The sequence below is a fragment of the Altererythrobacter sp. TH136 genome (genome assembly GCF_007065885.1).
In the GTDB taxonomy this organism is placed as follows: Bacteria; Pseudomonadota; Alphaproteobacteria; order Sphingomonadales; family Sphingomonadaceae; genus Tsuneonella.
In genome coordinates this window covers 1,659,146-1,679,541 of record NZ_CP041409.1, presented here as the reverse complement: position 1 = coordinate 1,679,541, position 20,396 = coordinate 1,659,146, and the positions used below count along the sequence as shown (strand labels likewise).

Genomic DNA, 20,396 nt, shown 5'->3' with positions numbered 1-20,396 from the left:
CTAACGCGCGCGCGACAACCTGTGCTGAACGGTTCAGAATTCGGTGATCTCGACTTCGAGCTTGCGGAACCCGTGCACGAAATTGGCTCGCACCCGCTCCACGTCACCCGCGACATGCACCCGCATCCGGCGCGCGTGCATCTCTTCCAGCAGCACCCTTAGCTGTAGTTCGGCCAGGCGGGCCCCCACGCAGCGGTGGATCCCGTAGCCAAACGACAAGTGGCGGCGCGCGTTCTCGCGGGTGATATCGAGCGTGTCAGGGTTGTCGAACACCGTCTCGTCGCGGTTGGCCGAGATGTACCACAACACCAGCCGCTCGCCGGCCTTGACCGTCTGGCCAAACAACTCGCTGTCCTCGGTCGCCACGCGGCGCATGTGCGCCAGCGGGGTCTGGTAACGGAGCACTTCTTGCACCGCCCCGGGGATCAAGGATGGGTCGTTCTCGAACAGCTTGCGCTGGTCGGGGAACTTGTCGAACGCGTGGATGATCCCGCTCATGGTGTTGCGGGTGGTGTCGTTGCCCCCCACGATCAGCAGCACCAGGTTACCCATGAATTCTTCCGGGCTCATCTGGTTCATCGCCGGCGAGTGGATCATCATCGAGATAAGATCGCCGCTGGGCTCCTTGCTGGCTCGGTCCTGCCACAGCTGCATGAAATACGCGCCCATCTCGCGCAGAATGCCCTGGCGCTGCAGATCCAGCTCGCGCACCAGCGCGATCTCGGTATCGCCGGCCCAGTCGGACCAGAAGGTCAGCAGCCGGCGATCTTCCCACGGAAAGTCGAACAGCAGCGCCAGCATGCCCGTGGTAAGCTCGATCGATACCGTATCGACCCAATCGAACACCTTGCCGCGCGGCAGCGTGTCGAGCAGTTCACCGGTGCGGCGGCGGATGTCGCCTTCCATATCGGCCATGTTCGATGGCGTGAACTTGGGCGCGACCGTGCGCCGCTGGCCGGTATGCTTGGGCCGGTCCATCGCGATGAACATCGGCAGTTCGAACCGCTCGCGGCCCAGCTCGGCGAGCTTTTCGTCGCTCATCGCCTCGAGGATGGTGATACCCCCGGCAGACGAGTACAGTTCGGGTAGGGCTTCGATATGCTGGATCGCCCGATGCGAAACGACGTTCCAGTGTGATCCGAACGGGCTGCTTTCGACCTTGTGCAGGTCACCCGCGGCGCGCATCTCCTTGAAGATCGGCTGCCACCGGTCCTCAACGTAAATATCCGACCGGCTCACGTCCCATTTCTCGGTATGGACGGGCAGAACCTGCGGGTTCTCGCGCAGCGCCTGGTCCAGCGCATCGACGGCGCGGGGCTCCCGCGTCCACTGGAACGGCGCCTGTTGCGGCTGGGTGGCCATCGCGAACTCTCCTGCTGAGGCGATTCTAAGCCGCCTTTGATCGCCGCCCATCCTGCGCTTGCTTACCGCAGTGTCAATAGTGCGTTGCGATTTGCGACCGAAGTCGCGGGCGGTTCATCGCGCGGCAGCAGCCTTGCGCCATCGGCGGCCCTTCGGTGCCTGCGGGCCGGATTTCATAACCCGGCGCCGGAAGAGCTGCGCGCCGAAGCGGACGAACAGCATGACCCACAGCGCCTGCCATGCGAGTGCCGCGGCATGTGGCCACAGGTCCGGCTCCTGCGCCGCGCGGCTGACCATCGCGTACGGGCTGCTCAAGGGGAAAACGATAGCGGCCAGTTCCACCGGCGAACCTAGGTCGCTGGTGGAATACGTCGCGAGGAAAAACACCCCAAGTTGAAGCATGGTCGCCGGCATCGACAGCGTCTGCACATCGCGCACCGTCGGTGCCATCGCGCCGATTGTCAGGAACACCGACCCGATCAGCAGATATGCCATGGCGAAGTAAATCAGGAACAGCGCCACGAACACGGGCCAGCCCACAGCCGGGGCCACCAGCGAGCCGATCGAACCGCCGCTGAATGCGGCGGCGATCGCTCCGAGTGTTCCCCACACCGTGAGCCCGACCAGGCTGACCACGAGCATTGCAAACAGCTTGCCGAGGAAGACCGCATCCATCGGGACCGCTGCGGCAAGGATCTCGATGATCTTGTTCGCCTTCTCCTCGACCAGGTTGGACATCACCATGCCGGCCAGCAGCATCGTCAGGAGGAACAGCAGAGTAAGCGCACCCGTCGCAGTCCCGACCCGGCCGCTTTTCTGGCTGGCGCCGCTGGTAACGGTCGGCTGCAACACGACCTGAGGGTACGCTGCGTCAGATCCCGACACGCTTGCGGCGACCAGCGCGACCTGACCGCGCCAGCTCGCGATCCGCTCCGCGGTACCGGTCAGTTCCGGTGCGGCGGGAGTGCCCGTTAAGACAGCGCCGAAATTGCTCGCGCCCGCGTTCAGGAGTGTGGCCGGATTGCTGGCCGGATCGACTCGCTGGATGCGGGGGAGGTCGATCACGTGGGCGAGACGCTCCCGCGCAGCTATTATCGCGGTCGAGTCGGCCGGCGACATGGCGACAGCAAGCACCGGCGGCTCACGGTTCTCCGCCGTGCGCTGGCCCAGCGATGCCGCGCCAAGGCTGACCAACCCGAAGAATATGGGGCCGAGCAGGAAGAACAGGAACGCCTTAGAAAACAGGATCGCGCGGACATCCCGCCGAGCGATCACAAACGCGGCTTGCGCCAGGTTCAGACGAGAGTGCCCGCTCTGCATGCTCACCGCACCTGCTCCACTTGGTTTCCCTCACCCAGCGCGCGCGCGGCGGCCTCGCCCGCGATGTGCACGAAGGCGTCGTGCAGGCCCGCGCGCTCGATCGACAGTGACAGGATGCCCGCGTTACCCTCGATCAGGGCGCGCAGCAGCGGTTCGATGCCGCTGTCCGGCAACGAGAACAGCCAGTATCGCCCCTCATGCCGCGCATCTGCCGGCAGCGCGCGACGCCACGAGCCGTCGGGTGCTGCCGTCTCGAGCCGCACTTGCGCCGGAATACGATCGCGCGCGGTATCCACGCTCCCGGCATAAGGCACCTTGCCCCCGGCGATAATGGCCACGCCTTCGCACAACCGTTCCGCGTGCGCGATGACGTGGGTGGAGAAGATCACCGTGGTCCCTTCGGCGGCCATGCGGCGGATCATCACCTCCAGCTTGCCCTGGTTGAGCGCATCGAGACCGCTGAAGGGTTCGTCCAGGACCACCAGCCGGGGGCGGTGGACCAGCGTTCCGAGGAGTTGGACCGTCTGGGCCATCCCCTTGGACAGCTGGCGAATGGTGCGCTCGGCAGCGTGACCGAGGCCGTGTTCCTCGAGCAGTTCGCGCCCGCGCCGCCGTCCTTCGGCAAGCGGCACGCCGCGCAGTGCCCCAAGGAACGCGATCGCTTCGACCGCCTTCATCGATGGGTACAGCCCGCGTTCTTCGGGCAGGTAGCCGATCAGCTTGGCGATATCGTGCGGCCGCTCGTGCCCGAAGACCCGTCGCACGCCCGCATCGGGATCGATGATTCCCAGCAACATGCGCAAGGTCGTGGTCTTGCCCGCTCCGTTCGGCCCGAGCACGCCGTAGATCGCCCCTTCCGGCACGGCCAGGTCCACCCCGTCGACAGCGGTCGTGCCCTCGAAGTGCTTGACCAGGCCGATGGCTTCGATCGCAAGCGGACGACCGGCATTGCCGGCGACCGGGGGAAAGCTTAGCGGAGCGTTCATCATGGCGGCGTTAACTCTGCCGCGTGAACGGGAGCAACCCCAAGCGTGGTTAACAGGCCGGCTACCGACGACTTGCGCGTTGCGCTCGTCGAACAGGCGCGTGCCGAGGGCTTTGCCGCGATCGGCATCGCGTCTGCCGCTCCCGATCGTCCCCGTGCGGAGCGACTTGACCTCTGGCTGGGCGACGATCGCCATGGGACGATGGACTGGATGGCCACCCGCGTGGCGGAGCGTGCCTCTCCGCAAACGTTATGGCCGGAAGCGAACAGTGTCATCGCGCTAGGCATGAGCTACGCACCGGCCACCGATCCGCTGGCACTGGCGGGAGAGTCGGACAAGGGGCGGATTTCGGTCTACGCCCAAGGCCGCGATTATCACGACACGGTGAAGAAGGCACTGAAGCGGCTCGCACGCTGGCTGGTGGCGCAGGCGCCGGGTGAGCAAGTGAAAGTGTTCGTCGACACTGCGCCGGTGATGGAAAAGCCTCTGGGCCAGGCCGCCGGGCTGGGTTGGCAGGGTAAACACACCAACCTGGTCAGCCGCGCTCACGGGTCGTGGCTATTCCTGGGCGCGATCTACACCACGATCGACTTTGCGCCTGACGCCGCGCATCAACCGCGCTGTGGATCGTGCTCCGCATGCCTCGACGCCTGTCCGACGGCGGCCTTTCCCGCACCGTTTCAGCTCGATGCGCGGCGCTGTATCTCGTACCTTACGATCGAGAACGCCGGGCAGATCCCTCACGAATTCCGCAAGGCTATCGGCAACCGCATCTACGGCTGCGACGATTGCCTGGCGGTCTGTCCATGGAACCGGTTCGCGCAGTCGGCCGCGGCCAACGCCGCTTTCCTGCCGCGCGCCGAACTCGCCGCGCCGCGTTTGGCCGAGCTACTGGCGCTGGACGACGCGGCATTCCGGCGGCTGTTTTCCGGCAGCCCGATCAAGCGCATCGGCCGCAACCGGTTCGTGCGCAACTGCCTGATAGCCGCCGGCAACTCAGCCGATCTCACGCTGGTCGAGCCGGTTTCCCGACTGGCGCGCGATGCCGATCCGGTCGTTGCCGAAGCCGCCCAGTGGGCGCTGCGAGAGCTTACAGCAGTTCCTTGAGCGGCACTGCAGGGTCGGCAAGGCTCGCGCGATCGGGCGTCGCCCGTGCTTCGATCAGCTTGCGCCCCTGGACGTAATCCTTGGTCGAATTGACGCAGTCGATCGCGATCATCCGACCCTCCTTCAAGTAGATCACGGAGAACTTCGCTTCTGCGGGCGTTCCCCGAACGACGGCGTCATCAAACCCTAACGACAGGCCCGCGGTCTGCAGCTTGAGGTCGTACTGGTTGGACCAGAACCAGGGGAAAGCGCGGTACGGCTCTTGAATGCCGGTGATGTGCTTGGCCACCGTCGTCGCCATGTCGTTGGCATTCTGCACGGATTCGATGCGAACGACCGTGCCATCGGCCCAATGGCTCGCATGCGCCGCGCAATCCCCGATGGCATAGATATGGTCCAGCGAGGTGCGGCAATATTCGTCCACGTCGATCCCGTTGGCTCCCGCGGCGCCCGCTGCGATCAGCGGGCCGGCGGCAGGAACGATACCAATGCCCACGACCACCAGGTCGCAAGCGATGACGTCCCCGCTATCAAGGACCACGCGCCGCACCCAGCAGTTTTCCCCTTCGAGCCGGTCGACTTTGGCATCGAGCAGAACGTTGACCCCGCGGGCGCGGTGATACTGTTCGAAGAATGCGCTCAAAGGTTCGCCCGCGACGCGGGCGAGCACGCGCGGCAGGGCTTCGACGAGGGTGACTTCGCAGCCGAGCTTGGTCAGGACCGCGGCCGCCTCCAGGCCGATATAACCGCCGCCGACCACCGCGACACGCCTCGCCCCGCCGTCGAGTTCCGCCATCAGCCGGTCGACATCCGCCTTGTCGCGGACGGAGTGAATCCCCGACAGGTCCGCGCCCGCGCATGACAGGCGCCGCGGATCGCCGCCCGCGGCCCAGATCAGCTTGCCATAATTCACCACGCCGCCGCCAGCCAGTTTCAGCGTGCCTGCGCCTGGATCGACCCCGGTCACCACCGTACGGGTGCGGACGGTCACGTCGCGTTCCTGCCAGAAAGTCGCCGGACGGATGGTGATCCGTTCGAACGGCTTGTCGCGGGCAAGGTACTCCTTCGACAGCGGGGGCCGTTCGTACGGCAGTTCCGGATCGCGGCCGATCATCATGATCGACCCCTCAAACCCCTGCTGACGCAGCGCGATCGCGGCCTGCGCGCCGCCGTGGCCGGTCCCAACGATGACGACATCCGCCTGATCCATCGGCAGCGGCATGGTCAGCAAGCCGGCAGGCGTCAAGCGCCGCTAGCGGGCGAGCAGGTTTCGCGCCTGACTGGCGATCTGCGCGAGCATCGCCGGGGCCACCGGGTTGTGGCCCTGCGCGCGGCCGATCATGCTGCGGAATTGGCGGATGGCCGGATCGTGCATCTCCGACCAGTTGGCCACCGCGCCCGCCGGATCGTCCTTGCTCCCCTTGCGGCGCGACAGTCGGCGCAGGAATTGCAGGCGCATCTGCTGGAAATCGCGGGACAGCCCCGCGACCAGCAGGCGCTCCCACACGTCCGACGGGTTCATCATCGCTGCGGTGCTTTGCGCCCAGTCCAGTCCCAGCCGCTCGCCCACGTCAGTGAACGCCGCCGTAAGCTTGCGCGCGTCGATCTCGGCTTCCTTCGACAATGCCGCCAGGCCGACCGCCCCGTCGAGGTCGTAGAGGTGAGCCACCTGGGCCGCGAGCGTCTCCGGCGCACCGAGAGCCACAAATTCGCCGATGAGCCGGCCCGATTGTTCGCGCGAAGCCGCCGGCAGCAGCTCGCCCGTCGCACGGGCCAGGACCTGGACCCGCTTGTCGAGCGCCGCGATCATCTGGCCCGGCTGAACCGTGCTTGCGCCCGCCCGGATCAGGTCGGCCATCTGGCTGCGCAGGGCGCCTGCGGCATGCCGGAAGAGGAAGATGCGGGCCTCTTCGGGCATCGGCGCGGCTTCGATCTCGGCCCACAGCGGGCGCGCCTTGAACAACCGCTCCGCCACCACGAACGACGCGCTGATCTCCGCCAGGCCAACGCCTTCTTCTTCGGCGAGTTCGAACGGGTGCACCACGCCGAGCCGGTTGACGATCAGGTTGGCAAGCTGCGTCGCGATGATCGCCCTGCGTAGCTGGTGCCCTTCGATCTCGCGGCGATAGGTATTGCGCATCGTCGACGGGAAATAGCTGAGCAGAAGGTCGGACAGAACCGGATCGTCAGGCAGCGAGGAGCTTTCGATCGCGTCCTGCAGGACCAGCTTGGTCGAGGACAACAGCACGGCCAGCTCGGGACGGGTGAGGCCCTGCCCGTCATCGGCCCGGCGTGCGAGCACGTCGGCTGTCGACAGCCCTTCGGTCCGCCGATCGAGCGCGCCGCGCGTTTCGAGCGCCGCCATCAGGTGCAGCTGTGCGGCGACCGCCGGCGCGCCCCCCGCCTTGGCGATCGACAGCGCGAGCGCCTGCAGCCGGTTGTTCTCCAGCACCAGGTCCGCGACCTCGTCGGTCATCGATTCCAGCAGCTTGATGCGCTTGGGTTCGGTCAGCCTGCCGGCGCGCTTCGCCGCGGCGAGCGCGATCTTGATGTTCACCTCGTTGTCCGAACACGTCACGCCGGCCGAATTGTCGATGAAGTCGGTGTTGATCCGTCCGCCGCCAAGGGCGAACTCGATCCGCGCGGCCTGGGTAACGCCGAGGTTCGCGCCCTCGCCGATGACCTGCGCGCGCAATTCGCTGGCATCGACCCGCAGGGAATCGTTGGCAGGGTCGCCAACCTGCGCGTTCGCTTCGGCCGATGCCTTGATGTAGGTGCCGATTCCGCCGAACCAGATCAGGCCGACCGGGCTTTTCAGGATCGCGGCGATCAGCGCTTCGGGCTCCAATTCGGTGTCGGCTATGTCGAGCGCGGCGCGCACTTCTTCGGAGAGCAGGATCAGCTTCAGGGTCCGCGCGAACACGCCGCCGCCCTTGCTGATGAGCCCGGCATCGTAATCTTCCCAACTTGACCGGCGCAGGTTGAACATCCGTTCGCGTTCAGCCCAGCTGCGCGCCGGATCGGGATCGGGATCCAGGAAGATGTGCCGGTGATCGAACGCGGCGATCAGCTTGATCGACTTCGACAGCAACATGCCATTACCGAACACGTCGCCCGACATGTCGCCGCAACCCACCACCCGGACCGGTTCTGTCTGTACGTCGACACCCATCTCCAGAAAGTGTCGCTGGACGGAGACCCAAGCGCCCTTCGCGGTGATGCCCATCGCCTTGTGGTCGTAACCTTTCGAACCGCCGCTCGCGAACGCATCGTCGAGCCAGAAATCGCGGCTCTCGGCAATCGCGTTGGCCACGTCGGAGAACGTGGCGGTACCCTTGTCGGCGGCAACCACGAAATAAGGGTCTTCGCCGTCGTGAATCACCACGCTTTCCGGATGCACGACCTTCCCATCGATGATGTTATCGGTGACCGACAGCAGCGTGCGGATGAAAACCTGGTAGCTGGCGCGACCTTCGGCGGCCCACGCCTCCCGGTCATGGCCGGGATCCGGGAGATGCTTGGGGTAGAACCCGCCCTTCGCGCCGGTCGGCACGATGACCGCGTTCTTGACCCGCTGCGCTTTCATCAGTCCCAGCACTTCGGTGCGGAAGTCGTCGCGCCGGTCGGACCAGCGCAGCCCACCGCGTGCTACCGGACCGGCGCGCAGGTGGATTCCTTCCACGCGCCGCGAATATACGAAGATTTCGCGCCACGGCACCGGCTTGGGAAGGCTTGGAACCAGCGACGAATCAAGCTTTAGCGCAAGGGCTTCCCGTGCTGACGGGGCAAAGGCATTAGTCCGCAGCACGGCATCGATGGCCGCGTGGTACAGCCGCAGGAGCCGATCGTCGTTGATCGCCGCGACTTGCCCGAGTCCGAGACGGATGGCCGCGCCGTGCTCTGCTTCCGCGGATGCCCGGTCGTCGGCGAACGCCGGGTCGTGACGCGCGGCGAACAGCGCGACCAGGGATCGGGTGACCTGCGGCGCGCGGCGCAGCGCATCGACCACCGTGGCGACGGTGAAGCCGAAGTTCGCCTGGCGCAGATAGCGATAGAGCGCGCGGAGCCAGTCCGCCTCACGCGACGACAGCGCGGTGCCGACGACCAGGCGGTTGAACGGATCGTTCTCCGCCGTTCCATTGAGCACCGCGGCAATCGCTTGCTCGATCTGGTCCCGCCGATCGAGCAGCGCGGTCAGATCGTCGCCCGGCTCGAGCGCCAGAATGAAGTCGTGAATGGTCCCGAGTGAGCCGCCATCGCTGGCCAGCGGAGTGGGGTGCTCCTCCAACACGCGGAAACCGAAGTTCTCCAGCGCCGGGACCGCATCGGAAAGGGCCAGCATCCCTTCGTGCTGATACACCTTGAGGCGCAGCCGGTCCGCATCATCGCGGTCAAGCTGGTACAGGCGAACGTCGCGCAGACGCGGCGGTTCGCCTGAATCGGCCTCCGCGGTTCCCAGCCCGCGAAGGCGGCGGATATCGCGAGCCGCCTCGGCCGGGCCGTAGGCGGTGCGATACGATGTCGGGAAGCTTTCCGCATAGCGAGCGGCGAGCGCCGCCGCGCGGGTCGGGTCCTCGTCAAGCGCGAGCTCGCTTTCGACCGATTCGCCCCAGCCGCGCAACAGGGTCTGGATCGCACGCTCGATTGCCGCTTCATCGGGGGCGTGCTGGTGCTCGCGGTAGTCGAGCACATAGCGCAGCAGGGCAAGATTCCCGCCTTCCACCTGCAGGCTCCAGTCAAGCGCGCCGGCGCCGGCGCCTTCTTCCAGAAGCTGTTCGATTCGCAGGCGCACCTGGGTCGACACCATGTCACGCGGCAGCCAGACGAACGCGAACAGGTGGCGGCTGAGCGGTGCCTCCACCAGCACGAGCCGGGGCCGTGGCCGATCGACGAGGCTCATCATCGTGGTCGCAACGCGTTCGATGTCGTCGTCACCGAAGCCGATCAGCAGATCGTGCGGCAGCGCGGTCAGCGCGTGAACCAGTGCCTTGCCGGTGTGTCCGCCGGGATCGAACCCAAACTTGTCGTTGAGGTAGGCCAGTTGGGTGCGCAACCGCGGAACCTGCGCCGGCGGGGTCGCCAGGGACGCACTGGTCCACACCCCGGCGTGAATCGATAGCGCGGTGACTTTTCCGCTCTCTCGTTGGGGCACGATGAACAGGTCGAGCGGCACGCGCCGATGAACCTTCGACTGCCGGTTGGCCTTGATGATCAGCGGTTCGCGCAGGTTGGGACCCCCTTGGTCGAACCAGGCGAAGGCGCGTTGGAACGAGGCGTCGGCCAGGATGGTGCGCGCGCTCTTGCGGCACACCCCGAGCATGTTGGCCTGGCTGCCGTCGCGGTGATGAGTCAGGTGGCCAAGCTGGGTGAGCATGCCGCTTTCCAGCCAGCGGAGCAGCTCGGCACCTTCCGGATCGGAGATGGTCTCGGCGTCGGTCAGCAGCGCCGCGCGCATCTTGGGCCAATCCGCAACCGCCGCGCGAACATCTCCCAAAGTGGCAAGCAACTCACGCTCCAGCGCACGGCGTTCCTTGGCATCGACCCGGGGCGTCTCGATGTAGATCATCGATTCGCGCGTCGCGTTCTCGGGTGATGCTGCCGGCAGATCCTTGAGCGCACCTTCGGCGTCGCGCGCGACTGTCACCACCGGATGGACCAGCCGATCGATCGACAACCCATGCGAGGCGACCGCCGCCGCCACCGAATCGACCAGGAACGGCATGTCGTCGTTGATGAGCGCGATCCGCATGAAACGCCGGCCCTCGGCCGCCGAACCGATCGCGACGATCGGCTGACCGACCTCGCGGGTGGCGGCCGAAGTAATCAGGAAACGAGCCGCCTCGTCGAGCGGTTCCGTGCCGAAGGCCACGTCGCCCGGCAGCAGCGAATCGGACATACTGGCCGCAAGTGCCGCGACCAAACGCTCAGGGTCCTTGGGCACGCGCGCGGCATCGCTGGTCGGGGTTTTGCTGGTCGATCGAGCGGCTTTGGCGGCCATCCTGCGTGCTCCATCGGCCCGAGGGGAGGCGGCGGGCCGCATTATTATGTTGCTGCACTGTGCAGCAAAATGGCGCGATAGGCGTTTGCCTGCCGGGCCGCAACCCGCCCCACGCCGCTGCTACTACGCGCCGACGCCCGCTATTATCCGGCGAGCGCTTCCATCGTCAGGACAAGTGAGTGTTCGCGCGCGGCAGGATCGAACGTCGCGCCCGAGACGACGATTTCGTCCGCTGCCGTCCGCTCGACAAAGCGCCCGATCGCCGCGCGCACGGTGGCTGGCGATCCGACAGCGCTCGCTTGGCCGATATGGGCGAGCAGGCTCTGTGCCGGAGCCGACAGGGTATCCCGGTAGCCCGGGACCGGCGGCGGCAGTTTTCCAGGCTCGCCGGTGCGGAGCCGGACGAAACTTTGCTGCTGCGAAGTAGCGATCAGCTCAGCCTCGGCATCCGTTTCGGCGGTGAACACGGTCATGGCGGCCATGGCGTGCGGCTGATCGAGCCAGGGCGAAGGGCGGAACCGCTCCCGATAAAGCTTCAGCGCCGCGTCCAGGTGATCGGGAGCGAAGTGCGACGCGAACGCGTAGGGCAGGCCGAGCTGGGCTGCGAGGTCGGCGCCGAACAGGCTTGAACCAAGCATCCACAGTTCAATGTTGGCCCCATGGCCGGGCGTGGCCTTGAGCGGCAGCTTAGGCTCGCCGGTCAGCAGCGCGCGCAGTTCGACCACGTCCTGCGGGAAGAACTCGGCGGCTTGGTGCAGATTCTTGCGCAAAGCGCGCTGCAACTCCGGTCCCGCGCCCGGTGCCCGTCCCAGACCAAGATCGATCCGGCCCGGAAACATCGCGTCCAGCGTACCGAACTGCTCCGCGATCGTGAACGGGTTATGGTTGGGCAGCATGATCCCGCCCGAACCGATCCGTATGCGTGAGGTTGCGTGTCCCACGTGAGCGAGGACCACCGCCGTCGCGCCCCCGGCGATCCCGTCCATCGCGTGGTGCTCGGCAACCCAGAAGCGCTTGTAGCCGGACCGCTCGGCCACCTGGGCCAGCCGCGCCGTCGCGGCGAACGCCTCGGCAAGCGTGCCGCCTTCGCGCACCGGCACGAGATCGAGGACCGATAGCGGGATCATTCGCCTGCCAACTGCACCAGGTATCGTTGGGCGGCGACGCCTTGTTCGCTCTCCGGAGAGGCAGCGACCACCGACTCGAACGACTTGCGCGCCGCCTCGTCCCGGCCATCAAGCGCGGCGATCACCCCCGCTTCCAGCCCGACAGCAGGATCCCGCGGATCGAGCGCCGCGGCTTGTTCGATAAATGTTTGCGCGCCGGTCATATCGCCCAAGCGGCGCGACAGCGTCGCAGACAGCAGCCACGCCTGCGCATCCTGCGGAACGGCAGCACGGGCTTCACTCAACGCAGCAGCAGCGTCCGTTTCCCGGCCCAGAGACACCAGCGCGCTTGCCCGGTCGAGCTGGAGTGCGCCCGACAGCTCGGCGTCGCCAGCCGCATCAACCTGCCCCACGTCCAGCGCGGCGAGCGCCGCGTCCGGCTCGCCTTGGGCGAGTAGCGCGCTTCCGGCGAGCGCGCTCATCCGTGCGCGGAAGCGTGGTTCATCGGCATCGCCGCGTGCGGCGAGGAAGGCGGCCGCGGCGGCGGCCCAGTCTCCGCTGTTGGCCGTCGCGATGCCCAGGCAATGGCTCCCTGCGGCGCGCTGCGCTCCGGTCGTGCGCGAGATCCATTCGTCGGCAAGCGTTCGCGCCCGCGCCGGATCGCTGGCAGCGAGCTTAAGGCACGTATCGAGCGCGGTCGTCGCCCGGGGGCGCGGCGAAGCGACCTCCTCGCGGGCGGGCCGGTCGCGCAGTTCGGGCGGCAGGTCGCTGAATGTCGGCATCGTCGGCGCAATGCCGACCTGCATCAGCAGAAAGGGTAGCAGAGCATTGAGCATGGTCAGCCTTCAGATGGTGGCGAGAGTCCCCAGCAGCAAGGCGATATCCTGCTCGCGGCTCAAGTTGTGATCGCCGTCCTTGACCAGCGTCAGGTGAACCTCGCTCGAACGCAGGGACTGCGCCAATCGGACGGAGATGTCCCATGGCACCACCTGATCACGCATGCCGTGGACCAACCGCACCGGGCAGGAGAGGGTGATCTCTCCCTCCAGCCGCCGGTTGTCCTGACCATCGGCCCAGAAGCCGGCATAGAACGGAGTGGGGCCATACGGACTGGCGTCGTAGATGGTCTCGCCCGCAGACAGGCGCCGCTTGTCTTCGTCCGTGCGACCCCATTCGGTGAAGTCGGGCGCTGCGGCGATGCCCATGAGGCCCTGCACCCGGTCCTCCAGGATTTCCGCCACCAGCAGCATCAGCCACCCGCCCATCGACGATCCGATCAGCACCACCGGCTGCTCCACCAGCGCATCGATCAGCGCCACCACCTCGTCGCGCCAGCGGCTGAGCGAACCATCAGCGAAGTCCCCCTCCGATTGGCCGCATCCGGAATAGTCCAGCAGCAGACAGGCGCGGCCCTGTTCGGCCGCCCACTGGTAGAAGGCGCCTGCCTTGATCCCCGCCATGTCCGATCGGTAGCCGGGCAGGAACACCAATGCTGGCCCGGACCCCGGACGGAAACGGTAGGCGATCTGGCGGCCGGCGACGGGGTGAAAGCGAACGGTATCCATGCCCCAGGTCTAGGCCACGGGAGGGGGGCATGGTCAATCCGCCAGGCGCGATCGCCGCGTGACACGGCGACGTCATGCAGGCAGCATAGCTGGCGCTACTCCATGGGACGCAACCGCATGTCACGCCAGCCACCAGCCCTGTTGCACACCATCGCACTCGATCGCCGGGCGCTGCTCTTGGGAGGCGCTCTCGGCCTTGGCCTGGCCGCCGCGCCGGTGGCGGCCCAAGCCGCCCGAGGGTTCACCCACGGCGTCGCCAGCGGGGAACCATCGGCCAGGTCGGTCCTGTTATGGACCCGCTTCGCCGCCGCCGCTCCCGCTCGTCTCAGGTTCGAGGTATCGGAGACCGCCGACTTTGCGCGGGCGGTATCCGGCGGCAGCGTTACCGCCGATCCGCAACGCGACTGGTGTGCCAAGGCGATCGCTCAAGGGCTCAAGCCGGCGAGATGGTATCACTACCGCTTTATCGCGCCTGACGGCTCGATCTCCGCGGTTGGCCGCACGCGCACCCTGCCCGAAGGCGCAACCGATCGCTTTCGGATGGCGGTATTCAGCTGCTCCAACCTCGGCTTTGGGTATTTCAATGCGTATGCACACGCCAACGAGGACGACGCGTTTGATCTTGCGGTCCACCTCGGCGACTACTTCTACGAATACGACCGTGAAACATATCCGACGGAAAAGCAGCGGGTCGATGGCCGGATCGCGGACCCGCTGAGCGAGGCGATCCACCTTGCCGACTACCGCCTGCGTTACGCCAGCTATCGCCGCGACCCCGACCTGGCTCGCCTGCATCAGCTATACCCGATGATCGCAGTGTTCGACGATCACGAGATCGCCAACGATGCCTGGCGCGGCGGCGCGGAAAATCACACCGAAGCGACAGAAGGCACGTGGTCCGCCCGCCGGAAGGCGGCCATGCAGGCGCGCCAGGAGTGGCTGCCGATCAGCGACGACCCGTGGGCGCGGTACGATGTCGGCGATCTGGCGACGCTGTTCCGGTTGGAAACCCGCCTCTCCGCGCGCGACAAGCAGTTCAACCTGAGCGATGTCGTCAAGGGAGTGGCGCCGGAACAGGCCGCAACCACTCTGCGCAGCTTCCACGACGGCGCGTACATGGATCCGCAGCGGACCCTGATGGGACCGGCGCAGGAACGCTGGCTCGATGCCGGATTGAAGTCCTCCGTCCAATCGGGGCGCAAATGGCAGGTTCTGGTGCAGCAGGTGGTGATGGGCACGGTGCTGCTGCCACCGACCGTATCGCTCAAGCTCGAACCGGAAATCGAGAAGCTGGCGCGCTCGCGCATGGCCGGGCTCCTGGCGGCGAGCGACGCCGGGCTGCCGTTCAACATGGATTCGTGGGACGGCTACCCCGCCGCCCGCAATCGCCTGCTCAACTCGGCGCGAGAAGCAGAAGCGAACCTGGTGGTGCTGTCGGGCGACAGTCACAACGCCTGGGCAAGCGATCTTGGCGGAGTCGGGGTGGAGTTCGCCGGCACCTCGGTCACCTCGCCCGGGGTCGAGACCTACCTGCCGTTCGTCAAGCCGGCGGATCTCGCCCGCGCGCTGGTGCAGACCAGCGGTTCCCTCAAATGGTGCGACACCTCCCGCCGCGGCTACATGGCGGTCGAACTGACGCACGCGAACGCGACATGCGAATGGCGGTTTACCGACTCTGTGAAGCAGCGGTCGAGCACGCTGGCGGGAACGCACCGGCTGTCCGCCGACTTTGGCGCCCGGCGCCTGACCGAAGGGTTGAGCGGATAGTCTTTGCGGCGTATGTCAATCGGCGTGACGCATCAGCGAATCCTGACACTGACTACCACCACCCCGGCAATCCGGGGGCGGTCGGTCGCGGGCTGATCCCGCGCCGCCGCCGCCCGGCTTCGGGCGGCAGGCGTCATCCTCCCGAAGCAGTCCTCCTTTCTGACGCCTTCCGGCGCGGCCCCCTTTCTGCCATGGGCGCGCCAAACGACGGACGGAACGTATGAGCGAGCTTCTCAAGATCAGCCTCCCCGATGGATCGGTGCGCGAAATGCCGCAGGGCAGCACTCCGGCCGACGTCGCCGCGGCCATCGGGCCCGGCCTGGCCAAGGCGGCCATCGCCGCGCGGGTCGATCACGGGTCCGGGGCGGAGCTGCGCGACCTCAACCGTCCTTTCGAAGGCGATGCGCAGGTGGCGCTGGTGACCAGCCGCGACGAAGCCGACGCGCTGGAACTGGCGCGGCATGACTTCGCCCACGTTCTCGCTGAAGCGATCCAGGCGTTGTGGCCCGGCACGCAGATCACGTTCGGGCCCGCGACCGACGACGGGTTCTATTACGACGTGATGGCGCCGGCCAGCCGCGCGCCGTTTTCCATCGACGACCTTCCCGCGATCGAAGACAAGATGCGCCAGATCATCCGCGCGGACAAACCGCTCCACCGCGAGGTCTGGTCACGCGCGGACCTGATCAAGCGCTGGCAGGACCACGGCGAGAGCTTCAAGGCCGAATGGGCGGCCGAGCTTCCCGAGCATGAGGAACTGACCGTCTATTGGTCGGGCGGTCCCGGGGAAGAGGACGCGTGGCTGGACATGTGCCGCGGCCCGCATCTGCCGTCCACGGGCAAGCTCGATCCGCAAGCGTTCAAGCTGACGCGCGTGGCGGGGGCGTACTGGCGCGGCGATCAGAAGAATGCGCAGCTTACGCGCATCTACGGCACCGGCTGGCTCAACAAGAAACAGCTCGACGCGCACCTCCACCGGCTGGAGGAAGCGGCCAAGCGCGACCACCGTAAGCTGGGCCGCGAAATGGACTTGTTCCACCTGCAGGAGGAGGCGCACGGCAGCGTGTTCTGGCATCCGCAGGGCTACAAGATCTGGCGCGAGCTTGAGGCGTACATGCGTCGCCGGCTCGACGCGGCTGGCTATGTCGAGGTGAAGACGCCGCAGGTGATGGACGCGCGCCAGTGGGAGAAGTCCGGCCACTGGGGCAAATACCGCGAGAACATGTTCGTCATACCCGACGAGGTGCCCAATACCGAGGACGAAGGCCCGCTGGTATCGGACGATGCCGAGTGGATGGCGCTCAAGCCCATGAACTGCCCGGCGCACGTGCTGATCTTCAAGCAGGGGATCACCAGCTACCGCGACCTGCCGCTTAAGATGGCGGAATTCGGTTGCTGCCACCGCAACGAGCCTCATGGCGCGCTCCACGGCATCATGCGCGTGCGCCAGTTCACCCAGGACGATGCGCACATCTTCGTGCGCGAGGATCAGCTGGTCCAGGAAGTGCGCGATTTCTGCGACCTGCTCGACAGTGTCTATCACCACCTCGGTTTCGATCAGTACGCGATCAAGCTGGCGCTGAGGCCGGAGAAGCGCTTCGGTTCGGACGAGATGTGGGACACTGCCGAAGAGGAGCTACGCCAGGCGGTGATCGCTTCGGGCCGGGCGACGGAGGAGTTTGGCTGGGAAGAACTGCCGGGCGAGGGCGCCTTCTATGCGCCGAAGCTGGAATTCCACCTGACCGACGCGATTGGCCGGACGTGGCAGGTCGGCACGATCCAGTCCGACCGGGTGCTGCCCGAGCGGCTCGACGCCAGCTACATCGGCGAAGACGGCGAACGACACCGGCCGGTGATGCTGCATCGCGCGATCCTGGGCACGTTCGAGCGCTTCATCGGCATCCTGATCGAACATTTTGCCGGCAAGCTGCCCGTGTGGCTGGCGCCGACCCAGGCGGTGGTCACCACCATCGTGTCGGATGCGGATGAGTACGGGGAACAGGTGCTGGCCAAGCTCCGGGCCGCGGGCGTGCGGGTGGAGGCGGATCTCCGCAACGAGAAGATCAATTACAAGGTGCGCGAGCACAGCCTCAAGAAGGTCCCTCACCTGCTGGTCGTCGGCAAGCGGGAGGCGGATGAAGGCACGGTCGCGCTGCGTACGCTCGGGGCCGAACACCAGAAGGTCATGCCGCTCGACGACGCAATCGCGCTACTGACAGCGGAGGCTACCCCGCCCGACTTGCGGTGACGTTGCGCCTCGGCGGCAGCGATCTGATCGCGCGCTTATGAAATCCGGCGATTGATCGAGACTGATGCGGATGCGCCAGACGGGCGCGTCCGACCTAGAACGGCAGCGCGCGTCCGGCGAGGATCATCGCGAGCGGACAGCTGGTCACCAGCGCGAACCGGGCGATTTCGCTCAGTGGCGATTCGGTGGTCAGGATACGGGCGACAGCCTTGGCCATGTGCGCGTCATGCGCGCCAAGAAGCTAAGGCGAAGTTAAAGCCGGCATCTGCTGACTGGCGCAGTGAAAGCCGCCGCCGCCCGCGAGTACCGCATCGGCGGGCAGGCCGATGGTCGCGCGATCGGGAAAGAGGTCCGCGATCGCAGCGACCCCCTCGTCATCGTGCACCGAGCCGAACGTGGGGACGACGACCAGATTGGTCGTGATCGCGAAGTTGGCGTAGCTCGCCGGCTCGATGAAATCGCCGCGCGTGATCAGGCCGGGCGACGGGATGTCGGCCACCTGGACGCCGAACGCCTCGGCGCGGTCCCTCGCGTCGGCATAGACTCTCGCGTTTGGATCGTCCGCCCCCGTCCCCCGCGGGAGCGCCAGCCGGTTCGGCGCCACGAACCGGGCAAGGTTGTCGACATGGCCATCGGTGTGATCGTTCAACAACCCGTCGCCAAGCCACAGGACCCTGTCCAGGCCGAGATCGGCCGCCAATCGCTGTTCGATGTCGCCGCGCGACAGCTGCGGATTGCGGTTCGAGTTGAGCAGGCATTGTTCGGTGGTCGCGACGAGGCCGGTGCCGTCGCCGTCGATCGCACCGCCTTCAAGGATCCAGTCGGTCTCCACGACCGGCAGGCCGGCATCGCGGGCGAGTTCGGCGCCGATCGTCTGGTCGCCTTCCATCAGGTACTTGCCGCCCCAGCCGTTGAAGCGGCAGCGCAGCGCGTTTCCGTCGCCGCGGACGAGGGGTCCGGTGTCGCGCACCCACACATCGCCGTAGGCGCGCCGCTCAAGCTTCACCGCCCCCATAACCAGGCTTGCCGCACGCGCTTCGTTCGCCGCGTGCCGCACCAGCAGGCGAACCTCCTGCCCGCTTTCGGCAACCGCGTTCGCGAACGCCGCCATCTGCTCCTGCGCGCGCGACAGGTAGCCTGGCCATTCCTCCGCATCGTGCGGGAAGCCGATCCACAGCCAGGCCTGCGGCGCCCACTCCGGCGGCATCAACGCGGACATCGAGCGAGTATCAGCAGCCGGCAGCGCTGCTGGCGCAGCTCTTGTCGCGGATGGCGCGGAACTCGTCCGTGGTGTGCCAGTTCGGCCACGTGCTGCTCTCGGCGAGCGAACGGCCAAGCTGGTAGAACAGCGCGAGGTCGGTGGTCATGCCGGACCAGTCCCACGCATCCGACCACTCGTCGCTCGGCGCGTGATACCGGTTCTGGACATAATCATCCGCCGCCGCTTGCCCGGCTGCGGTACCGCCGGCGATCAGATCGAGCCCCCGATCGACGTAGAACATCGGCACGCCGCGCTTGGCGAGGCTGAAGTGGTCGGAGCGGTAATAGTAGCCTTTCTCAGGCTCCGCTTCGGGCGAACCGCGCAGACCTTGCTGAGCCAGCGTCTGGTTGAACAACGTGGTCAGGTCGGACTTGTCGCCTCCGGTCATCATGTAATCGCGCGCGCTCCCACCCGGGGCGAGCGCATCGATGTTCACTCCGCCGACGGTCTGCGCCAACGGGTAGATCGGGTTTTGGGCATAGTATTCGGATCCGAGCAGCCCGGATTCCTCAAGCGTCAGCGCGATGAACACCTGGCTCCGCGCGGTCGGTCCGGCGCGGTGGTTGGCGTCCGCCAGCGCCGTGATCGCGCCGATGCCGGTCGCGTTGTCGACCGCGCCGTTGCAGATGTCGTCGCCGGTTGCGTCGGGAGTGCACCGGCCCAGGTGATCCCAGTGTCCGGAATAGAGCATATATTCGTCCGGGCGGGTCGTGCCGGGCAGAATGCCAACCACATTGTGCGAGGTCGATTTGCGAACCGCGTTGTCGAACCCGAAGCTGGCGGTCAGGCCAAGCGGGACAGCCTTGAACCCCTTGCGTTGGGCAGCGGCGGTCAGGGCGCCAAGGTCCTTGCCCTCCGCACCGACGATCGCTTCGGCGGCGGCTTTCTGCACCCAGCCATTGGCCATCGTCTGGTCCATCCCGTCGTTGGCGGTTTGGACGTAGTATTGCGCGCCGGTCCAGCTGGAGTTGACGACGTTCCAACCATACGCGGCCGGGAACGTGTCGTGGACTATGATCGCCGCGGCGGCGCCCTGGCGAGCAGCTTCCTCGAACTTGTAGGTCCAGCGGCCGTAGTAGGTCATCCGCCGACCCTTGAAGAGGCCATCCTGACCGTCCATCGCATAGTCGGGATCGTTGACCAGGATGACCGCGGTCTTCCCCTTCATGTCCACGCCGGCATAGTCGTTCCAGCCGAGTTCCGGCGCGTTGATGCCATAGCCGACGAAGACCAGCGGGCTGTTCTCGACCCTGGTCTGCGGCGTCACCCGGTAACTGGTCGCGACGTACTGGTCGCCGAACGAGAAGCGCAACGGCGTGGCGCCGCCGCTGACCGTCATCGGACTGTGGTTGCTGCCGGTGATTTCCACCGTCGGCACTTCCTGTAGCCACTTGCCCTGGTTGCCCGGCTTGAGCCCGGCGCGCTCGAACTGCGCGACGATGTAGTCGAGCACTCTGGGTTCGGTCGCCGTGCTTGGCGCCCTGCCCTCAAGGTCGTCCTGCGACAGCCGCTTCGTCACCTGCTGCATCAGCGGGATCGAAGGTGCGACCGCGAGTTGCGCGCTGCCGGCGGGAGCGGCCCCGGCAACCGGTTCCATGGTAGCGGCGCAGCCGGACAGCGCAAGCGAGGCTGCGGCGACCGCGGCTAGGGAACGATAGGGCAAAAGGCAGCCTCCC

Annotated in this window: 14 protein-coding genes; 3 read left to right on the top strand and 11 right to left on the bottom strand. The window is 66.6% G+C overall.

Translation table 11 applies throughout. From position 1 onward, the window contains the following. Positions 1–33 precede the first annotated feature (33 nt). From C0V74_RS08075 to C0V74_RS08065, 3 genes are all read right to left on the bottom strand, one after another. A complete protein-coding gene (locus tag C0V74_RS08075; protein WP_143251329.1) occupies positions 34–1,362 on the bottom strand; it encodes a cytochrome P450 in 1,329 nt (442 codons plus the stop codon). 114 nt (positions 1,363–1,476) lie between these two features. Beyond that, the gene (locus C0V74_RS08070) at positions 1,477–2,682 is read right to left on the bottom strand and encodes an ABC transporter permease (RefSeq protein WP_143252235.1); all 1,206 of its coding nucleotides are present in this window, start codon (positions 2,680–2,682) and stop codon (positions 1,477–1,479) included. 2 nt (positions 2,683–2,684) lie between these two features. Next, the gene (locus tag C0V74_RS08065; protein WP_131622385.1) at positions 2,685–3,668 is read right to left on the bottom strand and encodes an ATP-binding cassette domain-containing protein; all 984 of its coding nucleotides are present in this window, start codon (positions 3,666–3,668) and stop codon (positions 2,685–2,687) included. A gap of 45 nt (positions 3,669–3,713) precedes the next feature. Between C0V74_RS08065 and queG the strand changes: the two genes are divergently transcribed. Further along, positions 3,714–4,775 (top strand): tRNA epoxyqueuosine(34) reductase QueG, encoded by a 1,062-nt coding sequence (queG, locus tag C0V74_RS08060; protein ID WP_143251328.1) that lies wholly within the window; start codon positions 3,714–3,716, stop codon positions 4,773–4,775. Here queG and C0V74_RS08055 read toward each other — a convergent pair. The 5 genes from C0V74_RS08055 to C0V74_RS08035 all read right to left on the bottom strand — a co-directional run bounded on the left by C0V74_RS08055 (position 4,759) and on the right by C0V74_RS08035 (position 13,444). Next, positions 4,759–5,985 (bottom strand): FAD-dependent oxidoreductase, encoded by a 1,227-nt coding sequence (locus tag C0V74_RS08055; RefSeq protein WP_143252234.1) that lies wholly within the window; start codon positions 5,983–5,985, stop codon positions 4,759–4,761. The two genes, queG and C0V74_RS08055, sit on opposite strands and share 17 nt — an antisense overlap. 42 nt (positions 5,986–6,027) lie before the next feature. Continuing rightward, positions 6,028–10,773 (bottom strand): NAD-glutamate dehydrogenase domain-containing protein, encoded by a 4,746-nt coding sequence (locus C0V74_RS08050; protein ID WP_143251327.1) that lies wholly within the window; start codon positions 10,771–10,773, stop codon positions 6,028–6,030. Between the two features lie 143 nt (positions 10,774–10,916). Continuing rightward, positions 10,917–11,900 carry an LLM class flavin-dependent oxidoreductase gene (locus C0V74_RS08045; RefSeq protein WP_143251326.1) on the bottom strand — a complete coding sequence of 328 codons (984 nt, stop codon included), beginning with the start codon at positions 11,898–11,900 and terminating at the stop codon, positions 10,917–10,919. Next, positions 11,897–12,715, bottom strand: a complete 819-nt coding sequence (locus C0V74_RS08040; RefSeq protein ID WP_143251325.1) for a tetratricopeptide repeat protein — start codon at positions 12,713–12,715, stop codon at positions 11,897–11,899. Before C0V74_RS08040 ends, C0V74_RS08045 begins: the two co-directional genes overlap by 4 nt. A 9-nt stretch (positions 12,716–12,724) precedes the next feature. Continuing rightward, positions 12,725–13,444: an alpha/beta hydrolase gene (locus tag C0V74_RS08035; RefSeq protein WP_143251324.1), complete on the bottom strand. Its 720-nt coding sequence runs from the start codon at positions 13,442–13,444 to the stop codon at positions 12,725–12,727. A gap of 102 nt (positions 13,445–13,546) precedes the next feature. On the opposite strand from C0V74_RS08035, the gene C0V74_RS08030 reads away from it, so the two are divergent. Together C0V74_RS08030 and thrS are read left to right on the top strand one after the other, a co-directional pair. Further along, positions 13,547–15,211 carry an alkaline phosphatase D family protein gene (locus C0V74_RS08030; protein ID WP_246844802.1) on the top strand — a complete coding sequence of 555 codons (1,665 nt, stop codon included), beginning with the start codon at positions 13,547–13,549 and terminating at the stop codon, positions 15,209–15,211. Positions 15,212–15,431: 220 nt separating this feature from the next. After that, positions 15,432–17,459: a threonine--tRNA ligase gene (thrS, locus tag C0V74_RS08025; RefSeq protein ID WP_143251323.1), complete on the top strand. Its 2,028-nt coding sequence runs from the start codon at positions 15,432–15,434 to the stop codon at positions 17,457–17,459. Between the two features lie 94 nt (positions 17,460–17,553). Here the strand turns inward: thrS and C0V74_RS13275 are convergent, their stop codons facing one another. From C0V74_RS13275 to C0V74_RS08015, 3 genes are read right to left on the bottom strand one after another with little or no spacing between them, the layout of a single operon-like run. Beyond that, positions 17,554–17,676: a hypothetical protein gene (locus C0V74_RS13275; protein ID WP_282595916.1), complete on the bottom strand. Its 123-nt coding sequence runs from the start codon at positions 17,674–17,676 to the stop codon at positions 17,554–17,556. 24 nt (positions 17,677–17,700) lie between these two features. Beyond that, positions 17,701–18,678 carry an agmatine deiminase family protein gene (locus C0V74_RS08020; protein ID WP_143251322.1) on the bottom strand — a complete coding sequence of 326 codons (978 nt, stop codon included), beginning with the start codon at positions 18,676–18,678 and terminating at the stop codon, positions 17,701–17,703. Between the two features lie 10 nt (positions 18,679–18,688). Continuing rightward, positions 18,689–20,317, bottom strand: coding sequence for a M28 family peptidase (locus C0V74_RS08015; protein WP_143251321.1), 1,629 nt, complete (start codon positions 20,315–20,317; stop codon positions 18,689–18,691). Positions 20,318–20,396 lie beyond the last annotated feature (79 nt).